Source organism: Sphingobacterium sp. KH_072, assembly GCF_057837975.1.
Map to the genome: position 1 here is coordinate 2,478,822 of NZ_CM174457.1, position 16,502 is coordinate 2,495,323.

8 protein-coding genes are annotated in these 16,502 nt (G+C 42.3%); 4 read left to right on the forward strand and 4 right to left on the reverse strand.

Annotation, left to right across the window (positions count from 1 at the left end):
• Positions 1-10: 10 nt before the first annotated feature.
• The 3 genes from AC3IRT_RS11280 to AC3IRT_RS11290 form a co-directional block, all read right to left on the reverse strand.
• On the reverse strand, positions 11-2,056 hold the full coding sequence (locus AC3IRT_RS11280; protein ID WP_489396128.1) for a SusC/RagA family TonB-linked outer membrane protein: 2,046 nt from the start codon (positions 2,054-2,056) through the stop codon (positions 11-13).
• Complete coding sequence (locus AC3IRT_RS11285; RefSeq protein ID WP_489393354.1) at positions 2,023-3,213, reverse strand: TonB-dependent receptor plug domain-containing protein; 1,191 nt, start codon at positions 3,211-3,213, stop codon at positions 2,023-2,025. Before AC3IRT_RS11285 ends, AC3IRT_RS11280 begins: the two co-directional genes overlap by 34 nt.
• A gap of 234 nt (positions 3,214-3,447) precedes the next feature.
• On the reverse strand, positions 3,448-5,340 hold the full coding sequence (locus AC3IRT_RS11290) for a family 16 glycosylhydrolase (RefSeq protein ID WP_489393355.1): 1,893 nt from the start codon (positions 5,338-5,340) through the stop codon (positions 3,448-3,450).
• A gap of 242 nt (positions 5,341-5,582) precedes the next feature.
• Between AC3IRT_RS11290 and AC3IRT_RS11295 the strand changes: the two genes are divergently transcribed.
• Together AC3IRT_RS11295 and AC3IRT_RS11300 are read left to right on the forward strand one after the other, a co-directional pair.
• Complete coding sequence (locus AC3IRT_RS11295; protein WP_489393356.1) at positions 5,583-9,716, forward strand: hybrid sensor histidine kinase/response regulator; 4,134 nt, start codon at positions 5,583-5,585, stop codon at positions 9,714-9,716.
• Positions 9,717-9,813: 97 nt separating this feature from the next.
• Positions 9,814-11,139 (forward strand): metal-dependent hydrolase family protein, encoded by a 1,326-nt coding sequence (locus AC3IRT_RS11300; protein ID WP_489393357.1) that lies wholly within the window; start codon positions 9,814-9,816, stop codon positions 11,137-11,139.
• Positions 11,140-11,655: 516 nt separating this feature from the next.
• On the opposite strand, the gene AC3IRT_RS11305 is transcribed toward AC3IRT_RS11300, so the two are convergent.
• Positions 11,656-14,184 (reverse strand): tetratricopeptide repeat protein, encoded by a 2,529-nt coding sequence (locus tag AC3IRT_RS11305; RefSeq protein WP_489393358.1) that lies wholly within the window; start codon positions 14,182-14,184, stop codon positions 11,656-11,658.
• Positions 14,185-15,329: 1,145 nt separating this feature from the next.
• Here AC3IRT_RS11305 and AC3IRT_RS11310 point away from each other — a divergent pair.
• Entirely contained in the window at positions 15,330-15,608 is a 279-nt protein-coding gene (locus tag AC3IRT_RS11310) for a transposase (protein WP_489393125.1), read from the forward strand.
• Entirely contained in the window at positions 15,605-16,456 is an 852-nt protein-coding gene (locus AC3IRT_RS11315) for an IS3 family transposase (protein ID WP_489393126.1), read from the forward strand. Before AC3IRT_RS11310 ends, AC3IRT_RS11315 begins: the two co-directional genes overlap by 4 nt.
• The last annotated feature ends 46 nt before the right edge of the window (positions 16,457-16,502 follow it).

Genomic DNA, 16,502 nt, shown 5'->3' on the forward strand with positions numbered 1-16,502 from the left:
ATATCCCTAATTAAAACGTAAGACTAAGACCAGCTGACCATACTTTGTTCAATGGATACACCGTTCCGTTAGAACCTCCATCAATGGTCTCCGGATCATACACTTCGGAAACTTTCGAAGAAGTCCATACATTCTCACCCGATATATACACACGCATTTTGGAAATCCCCAAACGATCCATCGTACCAGCTGGTAGCGTATAGCCTAGCATGATATTCTTCAAACGTATGTATGAGGCATCTTGCAGATAACGGGTTTGTACCTGCTGATTTCTGCTGGTATTAAATGCAGGACGTGCATAGTAAGCATCTAAGTTGGATCCCATCGGGTCGCCTTCTGGTCTAAAGAAATCTTCGTGTGCCGTCAAACCAGTAGACCACCATTGACTCGACACTGCTCCCCAAAAATAGTAACCACCTTGCCAGATATCTCTTTTGCCCACACCTTGGAAGAATAAACTCAAGTCAAAGTTTTTATAATCTGCATTCAAGTTTAAACCAAAGCTATAACGTGGTGTATTGTTACCAATTACTCTTTTATCACCTGGATTACCTTCCGTGTCATCACCCCAATCAATTACACCATCGCCATTTAGATCTTTGTACATAATATCTCCGGCACCCCATTGCTGACCTAAGCGGCTCTGCCCGCCATTGGGCAATGTGGCCAAGTGCGCGTCCATTTCTTCTTGTGTTTTAGCAATGCCAATGGTTTCATAACCCCAGATTTCGCCCATTTTTTGTCCCGTACGGTATCTGGTTAGTTGACCGGCCTCGTTGTTAAAACGAGTAACGGTAGTTTGATAATCGGAAAGCAAGAATTTCGCGCCGTAGCCAAAACCACCAACCGTACGATCATTATACCCGATCGTCGCTTCAAAACCGGTTGTTTTCAAGTCGGTATTGTTGCTTTGCGGCACACCCGTTCCTAGCGTAGCAGGAAGTGTAGGAGCATCGGCCACCATGTTTAATGTTTTACGTGAGAACACCTCGAAGGATCCGTTCAAGCGGTTATTCAACAAGGCAAAGTCCACCCCGAGATTAGCCGTATTGATGGATTCCCAAGTCAGGAACGAACTTACTAGCCCCGGTGCACTAGCGGTATTCGGTGCTGTACCATTCAATAGCCACCCGCCATTGGTTACGCCAATCGGCATCACGACGTAGGTTGGATACCAATCATCCGTCGTTTGGTTACCCAACTCTCCGTAAGAAGCACGTAACTTCAACATATTAACCGTCGATGTCCAATTCTCGAAGAAGGATTCTTTTGAAATATTCCATCCCCCAGATACCGACGGAAACCAACCCCAACGCGTTCCTTGGCGAAAGCGAGAAGAAGCATCATAACGTAGATTACCTTCTAAAAGGTATTTTTCTTTGTAATCATAATTCACCCGACCAAAGAAACCTGCCGTTGCCCAGTTTTGGTATTGTCCTGAAACGACTGGCACAATCAGTTCGCCGTTAGGATCCGTACCCGTCGTTAAGTTTAGTACGGGTTGGTTTGGCGCTATGATACCATTTCGTTGTGCGCCTAAGCTCCGGTAGCCAGTCCACTCAGCCTGAAAACCAACCATCCCTTTGATATGATGATTGCCTAAATATTTGTCGTACTCCGAATAGGCATTTGCATTGTAATAGTTTTCTTTCCAACCGTACTCGTGTACGTTAGATGATTGCTTGAACAGATAAGGTTCGCCATTCACATCGTAGTTATACAATTGTTGGGAATTCCAATGTCTGAATTGGGTAGATGTACGGTAGTTGATTGATCCGACTGTTTTCCAGCCTGCAATAGGCTCTAAGGTCAGTTGCAATTGCTGAAAGACAAAATCTTTCGTGGATTTATCGTGCCCACCATCACGCATGCCTAATGCTGGAGAAGGTGAACTAAACAAGTAGCCATTTGGATCATACAATGGCAAAGTAGGCCAACCTTGACGACCTAAATCGTCGTAAAAGCCATTCGTTAGATTGGCCGGGCGCTGATAGTCTTCGCGTACTAAACGTGCATTATAACCTACCGTGAAATAGTCGGAAACTTGGGAATTGATCTTCGAGACACGGCATAACGATCGTAGTGATCGGTATTGAAGGCCATCATGCCGCCTTGCTTCATCGCGTTTCCAGAAAGGTAGAAAGTTGTTTTCTCGGATCCACCATTCAAACTCAAGTTGTGTTCCTGCGCGAATGCGCGATCTTTGTACATGACATCGAACCAATCTACATTGTCATTACCATAGGCATAGCCTTCACCCCAGCGATTTGAATTATTGGGATCTACGATAGTAGAACCCGTAATCGTTCCGTTTTGGTAATCTAAAATCCGTTGAAGGTGCGATTCGCTAAAAACCAATCCACTATTACCGTTAACAGCCGCACGGTTGAAGTACTGTGCAAACGTATACGAGTCCATCATGGAAGGCATAGTAGTTGGCTTGTTAGTACGAAAGTTATTGTTGTAATTAACGACTGTTTTACCGGCTTTTCCTGATTTCGTAGTGACCAAAATTACACCAAACGCCGCTCTCGATCCATAAATAGAAGATGCACCCGCATCTTTCAACACCGAAATACTTTCGATATCCTGCGGATTCAAAGCGGTAAGAGATCCCTCCGACCCATCAATTAATACTAATGGAGAAGAAGATGAACTACCAATGGTACCCATTCCACGTACATTGATCGAAGCACCCGCTTCCAACGAACCGCTGTTTTGGGAAATGTTTAATCCTGGGGCCAAGCCTTGCAGTGCTTGTACCGCACTTTGAACAGGTCTATTCTCTAATTGCTTGGCATCGACAATAGCGACGGAACCGGTTAAGTTGGTTTTCTTTTGCGTTCCAAAACCTACAACGACTACTTCCTCTAAGGCATCGCCACCGGAGGTCAACATCTCGACATTAAGTGTATATTCTCCATTGGCACCAGCATTTTGGTCGGCTAAGTTGATTGTTTGCCGCTGGTATCCCATCGCAGTAATAATCAATGCATCCGTCGGTTTTACCGTGATGCTAAATTCTCCTTGCTCATTGGTAGCAGTCCCCTGCTGCGTACCCTGTACTTGCACAGAAACACCTGCAAGCGATTGTCCTTCTGCGGTGACCTTTCCTCGCACTTGCCGACTTTGCGCGTAAGCGGAGTTGAGTGCCACTGCGATCATTAAAAACATCAAAGCGACGCTCTTAATGAGGTAACGATTTTTTCTCATTTCTTTCTGGTAATTAGGATTTATATTTTTCTTATCGATTGGTAGCCGATGTTGTTAGGTTCATTGTGGTACACACTGTCGTGTGCACTGGCTTGGATCGATTAGTTAAGGGACAAATTTCTATAAAAAAAATGCCCACAACGTGGGCATTTTCATCTTTGACAAGGGGTGAATTCGTTTTAAATCTCTTTTTAAACGAATTGAAGCAACTTTTTTACACTTACGAGTAACTCACTAATACTGCCAGCTATCTTGCCATTTGAAGAACAATAAACCAGTATCATCAAATTCAATAGGCAACCAAATGTATCGGCTATCCTTTAGATTTTTCGGATTCCATCGGTCGGCCATGAAGATGAAAGTATCTTTTTTGCCTTGCACCGAAAGGATGTGTGTACTTTGCGATTCGAAGGTGCGATCTGCACCCGATCCCACGGCTGGATTGTCGTAACGTGTCCATTCACCCAGCATCTTATCTGCAGTCAATAACCGAGCAGCATTTGGAGCCCAACCCGTACAACCAGAAGTCACCATGTAGTACTTTCCATCCTTTTTCAATAAGGCAGGTGCTTCATTATGACCACCGGGCTCCACACGAACGTACCTTCCTGTATATCCTAGGTAATCTTTGGTCAGTTCGGCAATGTGAATGGTCAGATTATCTTCCGCAGAATACACATGGTAGGCAGTCTGATCATCATCCACAAACAACGTCATATCCCGAGCCATTTGTCCACCTGCAAAATCACGACGCACAAACAGCCCATCTTTGATCGCTTGCATCCAGCTTGGCGTCCACCATTCGGAATGATCTTTCTCAGAAACACGGGATTGGCGCTGTACTTTGGTCATATTCAGCGGCCATTTCTTTGGGTTCACACGACCTGCTTTATGAAATGTAAAAGGCCCTACCGCATGATCGCTGGTCGCTAAACCGACATACGCGGCCTCGTATCCTCTCCCCTTAAGTTCTAAATGGAAGTACATGACAAACTTCTTCGTCTTTTCGTTATAGATCACTTTAGGGCGCTCAATGATACTGCCTTGTGTTATCGGACTGGTAGTATCTGTTGATGTTTTTAAAGCCAATCCTTCCGCTTTCCAACTGTATAAGTCTTTAGAGGAGTAAGCGGTAACACCTTGAGATTCCTTTCCGCCACGCTTTTCACCGTACCAATAGTAAGTACCATCGTGATACAATACACCGCCACCGTGCGCGTTGATATGCTCGCCATTTTGATCTAGCCACAATTCACCGGGATGAAATGCAGTGCGCGTATCTACTTTTTCTGTGCGTTGATATTCTTTTTGATACACACGCACATAATCGATTTCATATTTTGCAGGCAATAGTGAATCATCAATTTCACCACCATTATCGCCTCCTAAAGCTAAGTTGAGCAATATATAATGTGGTTGTTTAAAAGGATAAAATCCTGAGCCGTCTTTATTAGCCAGCTTACTTTGCGGCACTTTGTTCAACAGCATATCATCGACATACAAAGCGATCTCCTCCTCATCCCAATCCATTCGCCATACATGAAACTCCTGCGCCCATTGCGCACCACCTAATTCGACTACGGCTTTTTTACCATTGTGCCATTCTGCTTGCCAACGGCGATTAGTTCCTACCGCGATATTGGCTAGCAAGTTACCTTGGTAGTACTCCATGATATCGATTTCACCATTAGAAGGCCATTCACGATCGACGCCTAAAGTCCAAAACGCAGGCCATATCCCCTGCCCAACGGGGATTTTTGCACGCATTTCAAAGCGCCCATATTTCCAAGAATTTTTGCCAGAAGTATTGATAGATGATGAGGTATACTGTATATTTTCACGTGATCTTGCCCAATGATTGCTCTCAGCTTCATAAGTAGGGTTCGGTTTGTTTTCTTTTCTAGCTTCGATCACCAAAACACCGTTTTTTATCGTAGCATTTTCTTCTTGATACCATTGATCTTCATGATTGCGCTGAAAACCTTTTTCAAAATTCCAATGCTTTTGATCGACGGCACCTGTATTATCAAATTCTTCGGACCACACCAATTGGTAGTTTTGATCTTGTGCATAACAGATGGCCATACACTGAAAAATAAAGCAAGCTATTAAGGAGCTTTTTTTCATAGATATTATATTAGGGTTAGTATGAAACAAATGTATGCCCTCCTAAATTTTGATAGAGGGACATATTCACCAAAACACGGGTGCATAATACGAATAATGGCATTTTAAAGGTCACAAATCTGTGATCGTAGCCATTAACCAATCGTTTTTATTCGCGTTAAATTTGCTTTAAGTCTTTATTAAATTTATATTTATTGGCAAGTAGCATTGTGTAACTACTTGCCTGAAAGACTAGCCACCTAATGAAAACGCTGATACTCCTATTATTATTTGCTACAGCTATATTGCCTGCAAAATCTGAAAGCAACGCACGCATCCGTTACGTTGGTATTGAGCAAGGACTATCCAATAACAATGTTACTTCCATATTTGAAGATCAGGATGGTTTTATGTGGTTTGGCACCTTTGACGGCTTGAATCGCTATGATGGCTATCAGTTCATGGTATTTAAAAATCAGCCCGAAGATGGCCTCTCGTTGCCCGATAATCGGATCACTGATATTTCTCAAGACGATAAAGGTCGGATATGGGTAGCCAGTAAATCAGGATTTGCTAGATTAGAGGCAGATTACACCCATTTTCAACGGGTACGCTGGAAAGATTACCTTCCATTTCAACAGGATCAAAACCGCATATCAGCCAGCGTCAACCAATTAGCATACAATACAACAAGAGGACTGTATGCCGCAACAACGCTCTATGGTTTGCTGCATGTTGATACGGATACCAAACAACCATTTGCCTCCAGAATTCCTTTGCAACAGCGCGACGGAACAAAAATCTTCAATTACAATGCACAGGGTGTAGTCACCACGAGTAAAAACGAGATATGGGTTTTTATTCATAACCACGGAATTTGCCGACTTAACCCACAAAGTAACGCCTTGGAGGTAATTGATGATCGTACCAAAAATAGTGTCGCTATTCGAGTGGATGAAAACGGGCAATCTATCTGGGTAGCATCTAATGACAACAAGCAGGTATTGTACGAATTCGACTTGCATAAAAAATCGTACACCACGCACGCGATCGATGCTAACCTTGCTCCATTTGAGATTACTGCGCTCTATGCAAAATACGAAAAAGTATATATTGGCTCTGAAGGGAAAGGAATTGTTGCCTTTGACAAAAGAACAAACCGATTTGAACAGTATCAGGCAAGTACCAGCTGGATGAAAAGTATGACGGTTTACAGTATGTACGTCGATCATATGCAACGTAACTGGATCGGAACGCTACGAAGCGGTATTCATGTGGTCGACAATAGATTATCTCGATTCCACTTGATACAACCTGGATCTGCTAATGACCGGCAAAATCCGAAGAATTTTATCCTCTCTTTCGCTAACGGAAATAATAACGACCTGTGGATCGGTACAGATGGTGCCGGCATGATGTATTGGAATCGTAAGCAGCAATCTTTTACGCACTATGATGCTGAGGACAAAGCAATTTCTGGAAAGCTTAATAATAACTTCGTAACGAGCATTTTGCAGGATGAAAAGGGCTTTGTGTGGGCTTCTACCTATGGCGGTGGGATTAATCGATTAGACCCAAAGACCGGCATTTTTAAACAATATACTTGCTTTTCACCAGACAACAACCGCTTGTTTTCGGCCACGTGGAAATTATTCGCTGATAGTAGGAATCGTATTTGGGCGAGCGCTTTACACGGTGGTGGGATCTTCTGTTATAACCGAAATACGGATCAATTTGAAGAAAAATCAAAAGATATAATTGACGTACTCAGCATGTACGAAGAATCGCCTGACCTGATGTGGTTTGGTAGCTGGTCTACTTTGACTATGCGCAACTTCCAAACCGGCGAACAAAAAGTGATTAACACGGATTTTCCAGTGCGGGGTATTTACACGAACAAGGATGGATATATATGGCTCGCTACAGAAGGTGGTGGTTTGCTCCGTTACGAAAAATCAACCAATAAAGTAAAGCGCTACTCTGAAAAAGATGGCCTTCCTAGTAATACCATCTTAAATATTTTACCTGATAATGCGGGCACTTTTTGGTTATCTACATATAACGGATTGTCTAACTTTGATCCGAGCATCCAAACAGTCAAGAACTATTATGATTCTGATGGCTTGCAGAGCAATCAATTCAATTATAATGCGGCCATCAAATTGACAGATGGTAGCTTGGCTTTTGGGGGAATCCACGGATTTAATCTGTTTCAACCCGGTCAGCTCAAATCCTTACAACGAGATTCGAAAATGGTGCTCACCGCACTGAGCGTTAACAACAAACCAACCAATCTCTTCACCGGAGACCGTGTATATAGCTCGACAAATCATATCGATAAATTGACGATCCCTTTCCATGATGCAGTACTCAACGTACACTTTTCATCCTTAGAATACTCCTTCCCCACCAAAGTTCAGTATGCTTATTTTCTCGAAGGGTGGGATAAAGATTGGAATTACGTCGACAATGTAAAAACAGCTAATTACACCAATCTCAAAGAAGGAAAATACACGCTACGGATCAAATCTACGAATGCAGATGGTGTATGGGCCGGCGTGGAGAAAACTCTGGAAATCATCGTATTGCCGCCCTGGTGGCGTAGCGCTTGGGCTTATTTCGCGTACCTGAGTTTATTCGCGACAGCTATTTTTACCTATTTGAGATATGATCGCAGGCAAACACGGTTGAAATATGAGATCGACCTAGCCAATGTGAATGCAGAGAAGAAGAAAGAGTTGCACGATAAGCAGATTGCATTTTTCACGCATATCGCGCATGAATTTAGAAATCCGCTCACGCTGATCGTAAATCCACTCAAAGAAATGAGTACAGAGCCTGCACAGCAGATTGATCGGGAAGATATTCACCGCGTGTATCGCAACTCTAAACGCTTGCTGAACTTGGTGGATAAGCTGTTGTTATTTCGCAAAACAGAAAGCGGAATGGATCAATTACGTCTGGTACAAGTGGATATGGTAAGTCTTACTCGGGAGGTATTTACCTGTTTCCAGCAGCAAGCGACTTTACAGCATATACATTACGTTTTCGAAACCAATGTGGAACAGCATACCCTATTGGTAGATCGGGAGAAAATGGAAATATGCCTATTCAACCTCATTAGTAATGCCTTTAAATATACGCCTAATGGAGGTGTCATTCGCGTTGCGTTGCAATGGCGCATGGCTGATTTTTCCATTCAGGTAATCGATACGGGTTGTGGTATCGCTGCTCAAAATAAAGATCAAGTCTTCAACGTATTCGAACGAGACTATATAGGCAATAGTAATAACAAAGGTGGTTTTGGAATCGGTCTTTATTTGGTAAAAAGCTTTATTTCAGCACACAAAGGTCATATTACTCATCAACCGCATCTTCCTGCCGGCACACAGTTCGAGATTGTATTACAACATGGTAAAGCACATCTTTCCGAATTCACCATATTCGAAGATGTGCTGGAGCACAGCGCTAGTATCGACGAATTTATCGACACGCCATCCGCACCGACGCCGATTCATGTCTCTCAAACGCCAATAGAAGTTGTCCCGACAATGGCAGATCCGATTGCTATGGCCACTGAACCTCCCGATTACCAAAACTTAGTGAGTGACAAGAAAACGATGGTGGTGGTAGACGATAATGCAGAAATCAGAAAATACTTACGCAAAATCTTCCAAAACGAATTTGCGATCCAAGAAGCAGATTCCGCAGAGACAGGTATCGCTCTGATTGAACAAACTCCACCGGATATCATCATAAGCGATGTGGTCATGGGCGGCCTATCGGGTATTGATCTCTGCCAGCATATCAAGGATATTCCTGCGCTGAGTCATATTCCGATCATCTTACTAACAGCAAGTAACTCGCCTGATATCAAACTGAAAGGACTGGAGGGCAAGGCAGACGATTATGTGACCAAACCGTTCGACAGAGAACTATTGATAGCGCGTGTGAACAATCTGATTCAGAGCCGCAGCCATATGCAGCGCCACTTCTACGATGAAATCACGCTGCAGCCAAATAATCATAAAATCTCGAAAGAACACCGCTTATTCTTAGAGAAATCAATTGCTATTGTGGAAGATAATCTGGATCAGGAATCATTTAGTGTGAAAGAACTAGCCGATCAGATCGGCATGAGCCATTCTAATTTCTACAAACGGATAAAGACTATTTCTGGAAAATCGGCTAATGAATTTATCCGTTTTGTGCGACTGCGCAAAGTGGCTCAGATCCTGATCGAGACCGATTCCAACGTCAGTGAAGCGGCATTTGCGGCAGGCTTTAACGACATCAAATACTTCCGCACACAGTTCTCCAAAGTTTTTGGGATGAAGCCTTCTGAGTTTAAAAAGAAATATGATGCCCTTCGAAAAAATCATCGGGTGACGATTTGATGGTGTTTTTGCATAAAAAAACATATCTTGGCACCTAAAGGAAATTAACGAAATAATTCTTTTATATTCGTCACACTTTTGACTTAACCTCTTGTTTATGAAACACTTCATTGCTTCTGCTCTACTTTTTGCTAGTCTTTCGACTGTCATAGCACAGACCAAGCAGGTGCTCGTACAGAATGTCCGTTTGCTAGACCATCAAGCGGCAGACCTCACTGCTCCCATGCATGTATTGATCTCGGGCAGTACCATAGAAAAAATTAGTTCCTCTGCCATTACGGTTCAAGGCGATGTCACTAAAATCGATGGCAAAGGTAAAACCTTGATGCCAGGGCTGATCGATGTGCATGTGCACTTGGTTTTTGGTGCGCTTACTTTACCAGAAATGGTCACCAGCGATATGTCTGAGGAGTTTTTAGTCCAGAAGGTGGGCAAATCTGCTGGCGATATGCTCTTGCGTGGTTTTACGAGTGTGCGCGATGCGGGCGGCCCAATTTTTCCGCTGAAAGCAGCAATTGACAAAGGTAAATTGGTCGGCCCGCGCGTATGGCCATCTGGCGCTACGATCAGCCAAACGGCTGGACATGGCGATTTCAGAACACCTGAAGAGCGTTCGCGTCGATTCTTTGGCGTCGTTTCTAGAGCAGAGCGCTATGGAGCTACCTTTATCGCTGACGGTCGAGCAGAAGTATTGACGGCAGTACGAGAAAACTTGCGCTTTGGCGCTAGCCAGATTAAGTTGATGGCAGGTGGTGGTACTTCTTCGGCTTATGATCCTATTGATGTCACGCAATATACTTTTGACGAGATGAAAGCGGCTGTGGAAGCAGCCGAAGATTGGGGAACGTATGTGATGGTGCATGCTTACACACCAAGAGCCGTACAACGCGCGGTGGAAGCTGGGGTCAAATCGATTGAACATGGGCAAATGCTGGACGAGGAAACCTTGCAATTGCTGGCGGATAAAGGTATATGGCTTAGCCTGCAAAATCTGATGGATAACAACGACAATATGGACGCCCAGCGCAAAGCAAAACGTAAGCCCGTGTTGGAAGGACAAGAAAAGGTATGGCCCTTAGCCAAAGAACTAGGCGTAAAGTTGGCTTGGGGGACAGATTTCCTGTTTGAACCGGAATTGAATGACGATCAAAACAGTTATATCCTACGGTTACAAAAATGGTTTACTAATGCCGAGATCTTAAAAATGATTACGCAGGACAATGGTGAGTTGCTGCAGTTATCAGGCTTACGCAGTCCGTATCCAGGCAAACTCGGCGTCATAGAAGAACAGGCACTTGCAGATCTACTCTTAGTAGATGGCAACCCGTTGAAAGATTTGTCCTTGCTGGCCAATCCAGAAAAGAACTTCGTGCTGATTATAAAAGACGGCCAGATTTACAAGAATACAATTGGTAAGAACTAATTATCGGTAAATCTATTTTAGTCCTCCCAGCATTTACTCATTCTCCAGAATAATAAGTAAATACTACCGATAACAATGATTAAAAAAGCCTTGAAGATTGGTTATCCAACCTACGACGTAAGATGCTCAATAGACAGAAGTAACGGTATAATTTTTTCCAAACAGTGAATTCTGATTCTCTTAGCGGCTTTCCTCTCTTTGTCGTTCAAATTTACGGATTAAAACAGAGGTCGTTGTGGATAGTATCGTTTTTTTTAACCTCGGTAAAAATGGAATAACGAAGTCCTATATTTGGAGTAAAAGCAGTTTTTACACCCGATATTTAGGTATCAACAACAAGTTTATATCTTGATCGGATATTTGCAAATGGCTGCTTATTGAAAGGTAATTCCGTTTTTATAAAAAGAAGATATTCCTCCAAGTGATACGCCGATACCAAATAGTACGTTATAACGTCTTTGTAAAACGTGATTCGATATCCAACTACCATACGGTAAATAGGCAAAAGTCTCGCTACTACTTTTTCAATTTCTGTAAGCGTTCTTTAGCCGAAGGTAAGATATCGTCATCTTCTGTATAATTCTCGATTACACTTTCTAGCGTGCTTCTTGCTTGAAGCGTATTGCCTTTGCGCGCATAGGTATCTGCGAGTAGAATGAAGCTCTTGGCTACCCAGTATTCCTGTTCATCCATATTTTCAATCACATCAAAGGCCGACTTAAGCGCTTTATCATACTCTTTATCTTCATACTGCTTTAGTCCCACCAGATACCTCGCCTCCGCACTGGCTGCTGATTGACTTTTCGAAGCTGCTAAATTAAGTTCTTTCATCGCGGTTTGCTTATCGCCAACTTGCTGTTTTGCCTTAGCCGTATACAAGTGTAACATCGCCAATTCCGAGTCAGTTGCTTGATTATAATTTCTGATCAACTTGACATACTTGTCCATCTGCTCAAAATCACCGATCTCGAAATAACAAACCATCAAGTTGGTTACGGCATAGCCGTACTTATCCTTATAATCTGAATTCAGTTCCAATTTTTTGAGATGCACGATGGCCTCGTTGTACTGCTTCAAGTTGAGGTATAATGCAGCTACCGTTACCAGCGTATTTTTTGTATACGGACTTGTCCAGTCATTTAGGATCATATTCAAGTCGCGCAACGCTTCTTTTGGATGCCCAGTATGGTACAAACTCACTCCACGGATATAACGAGCGTGTTTCTCTTGTCGAGGTTTTGGGAATTTATCAAAATAAGCGTTGATTGCCTCCACTGCAGCTGCATATTGTCCTCTGGAAAACAAGGTATTGCCGGCTTGAAAAGCTAAATTATCTAGCTCCGAAGGACTAAGATCGGTAACATTGGTACCTGTGGCATAACGAATGTAACTTGTAGCATCGCCTTGATCCAGATAAATGTTTTCAATAGAATGTAGTGCTTGTGCTGCTTCTCCTGTTGTGGAGTAATCCTTCACCACCCTTTCAAAGGTGGCCAAAGCCGCTTCCGTGTCATTCTTATTGTATTGGACAAGGCCAATGGTCATCAATGCTCTAGGGACATAGCTGCTTCGAGGGTATTTTTTGATCATCCGCTGTAAGCCTTCAATAGCTGCATCATAATCTCCCGACGTGAAATACATATACGGGATCTCAAAGGCTACATCGTCGGCGTAATTAGAATTGGGAAATCTATCCACTACTGCCCGCAATGTATTCAGTTTAGCTTGCTTGTCGCCTTGTAAACCCTGAATAATACCTTGTTGGAACAGGGCATAATCCTGATTGGGTGCTTTCAGCTTGATGAGCTGATTGTAATAATCTTTGGCTTTACCGTAATTGCGTATTGAAAGATACGAGTCGCCTAAACGAGCTAATACATCATATTGTATACTTTTATCCGAAGCACCTTCGTCAGTTGCCAAAAAACGTTCAAAATACTCGGCTGCCATACTAAATCTATTGATTCGAAATGCAGCATATGCTAAAGCATAATTGGCATAATTGTATACGGTAGTTTGCCGCGCGGCGGGCAATCGGAGGAATTGGGAAAAGTTATCTACAGCCTCTCCATACTTACGCACTTCATACATGGCTTCCGCCTTCCAATAGGTAGCTAGCGCAGCCATTTCCTCATCAAAAGCAAACTTCTCCGATCGCATGAACATGGATATACTATTCTCAAATGCGCGTTCGTTATAGAATTCCAATCCGCGGAAATAGGTGATCTTTTGATAAACCCGATCCGCTTGTCGGTCTCGATCTTGGAAAGATTCTAAAAGATACACTGCCGCTTGAAAATTGCTCGTACCCGATAACACATCGGCCAGCCGCATTTCTATCGTCTCAGATTTTTCTGTATCGTTTTTATAATCCGCGTATTTCAACGCAATAAATTCTTTGAGTGGCTGTATCGAATTTTGGACGGAGTCCAACTCACTTAAGACTTTGCCATAATTAAACAAGGCATCCTCCTTTAGCTCTTGATCATAGTTTAATCGCGATGCTTTATAAAAGGCATCTCGTGCACGGCTCTTATTGCCTGTTTGCACATCGATATGACCTAAAGCGATCAGTGAACTTTGATAAAAGGCGTCTAGTGGCTTTACCTGCTCCAAAATAGATCTAGACCGTTCGAACTCGCCTGCACGATAAGCCAAAATACCAATCCGGTTATTGTCGATGTTGCTCACCAAAGCGTTAGGATACTTTTGTGGCAAAGGCATATGATATGCTTCTCGATACCTGTTCTTCTGAAAATAAATAGCGGCGGCCGTTTGCCGCATCTCATTCTCCAGTGCTTTTCGATCGATATTCATATCTGGGCTTCGGCGGATTTTTACAGCATCTGCCAGCATCGGGCGATAATCACGCACCACCGTGATCGAATCCATCACAGATTTTCCGGTTTCATTCCTTTCAGTTTGTCGATCCTCCTCTTGTTTCTTTCCTCCTTCCTGTGCGTATGTCGCAATCAGTACGAATGAAAAAAATCCGGTCAATATATTTCTCAGGCTATTGTAGTCAATCCTCTGCTTCCCTGTCATTTTTTGTATATCATGAATTTTATCAAACAGTATTCTGATAAAGAAGTACTATTCACAAAATTTATACCGTCATTGCGTGTATTACCTAAAACTATAAAATTCCATTCGAAATTAGGATAATTGAGGTAACAATTCGGTGGGACTTCAGTAATCTTATGGAGGGAATTCTACCATCTTCGTGCCTCAACCTATCCGATCTTCAGAATAGGATCTAAAAGAGCATGCCAGTACCGTTTGCGTTGTATAATCTCGGTTTGTGCGATCATCCCCTACGCGTCATATTTCCCGATAATGATTAGGGATTCATTCCCTTTTTATCAGCATCTATACGTACGTTCTCAGCATTAATGTGGTATAGTATCAGTACAGTTACAGTTAAGCTAAGGTTAATATATGCCGAAGCAATTGCGAACCGATAGCCAATGTCATGGCGCTCCGTCACCATGAAACCCCTTTAAAATTTTCTTAGAGACGTTTTAACATTTCTTTGTAACTTATTATCCCCTAAATTTTCCTTCAGAAAAAACATGTTATTTTTACAGTAAACATGTTTGGCCTGAACTTTGATAATGATGCTTGTTTGTTAATTATTATCTTAAAATTTAAACTACATATGGTTTTTAGAGAGTCTTTTGTTCATGTGGGTATAAGTTCAGTATTTTAATTAAAAACTTAGAACATAAGGGTAAACGCTGTATACCCACTATCTGCCCAGAATACAATGGGTATGATAAAAACTATGCACGCTATATAGCTTTTAAACTTATTTTATTATACACCTTTTAAACTTATTTTATTATACACCCAGCGCAAGATGACTTAATTATAAGGGGGCATATGCGCATGTTAGCACATTATTCATTACACATATAAATCATTCATACTTACAGTAATTACAATTATATTATGGAACAAATTAATACTAAAACTAAAGATAGTGCTTACGTGAAAATTAAGCGTATCTCATGGAGTGCAGTCGTGACAGGAGTCGTGCTTGCGATTATTATTCAACTACTCTTATCGCTCCTAGGAATAGGAATTGGATTGTCTAGCTTTTCTCCAACAACAGATTCGAATCCGTTTAGTGGTATAATACTCCCCAAATATTGGACAGCTGATTAAATTCGATAATTTAACAGTTGAAAATGAAAAAAGAGCGTAGAAAATTCAGTCCGGTTTTCAAGACCAAAGTAGTCTTAGAAGCCCTTAAAGAAGTTAGTACCATGCAGGAACGTGCTTCCAAATACAGCCTTCATCCCACACAGATCACCGCTTGGAAACGGGAATTTCTGGAGAAAGCTGACACGGTGTTCGGTTCAGAGAAACCTACACAGAAAGAAGAGTCTAAAGAGAAAGAACTTTATTCCAAGATTGGTGAACTTCAGATCCAAGTTGATTTCTTAAAAAAGGTATTGGGGAAATGAGCATGATTGAAAGGCGCGGACTTGTTTCCCCAGGATATAAACCGCTAAGTATTGTGGGGCAGTGTAAGCTGCTGAATCTTCAGCGTAGCTTCTATTATTTCAAGCCTAAAGGTGAATCCTTGTTGAATCAGTCCATCATGAAGCTAATTGACCGCAAGTTTCTGGACTGTCCATTTTACGGTGTGGAACGGATGACTGCGTATCTCAACAAAGATCTAGGGTATCGTATAAATGCCAAGCGCGTACGGCGTTTATATCGGCTAATGAGCCTTCGGACCATTTACCCAAAGAAGAACCTAAGTAAAGCAAATGCAACACATTACAAATACCCGTACTTACTCAAAGGCTTAAAGATAGAGCGGCCAAGCCAAGTTTGGCAGGCCGACATCACTTATATTCCTATGTTTAGAGGCTTCATGTATATGTTCGCCATTATAGATGTGTATAGTCGAAAGATTGTGGGGTGGAGTATCTCTAATACCATGACGGTGGAATGGTGCAGGGATGTGCTGTTGGAAACAATAGCAGAGCACGGCACTCCTGAAGTATTCAATACCGATCAGGGTTCACAATTTACCAGTCCGATCTTTACCAAAGTCCTCAAGGATAATCGTGTGAGTATATCAATGGATGGAAAAGGAAGAGCGCTGGACAACGTGTTTATCGAAAGGTTCTGGAGGTCATTGAAGCAGGAATACATTTATTTGAACCCACCTAACGGTGGCATGGAGTTATTCCAAGGTGTGAAACGGTATGTCGAATTTTACAATACGGAAAGAAGACATCAGTCTATGGACCATTTTACCCCAAATCAGGTATTCTATCAAAATAATAAAAAAGTGTCGTAAATAAACTTAAGTTTGAACTATTGCTGTCCAGCAAAAAGGGAGTACT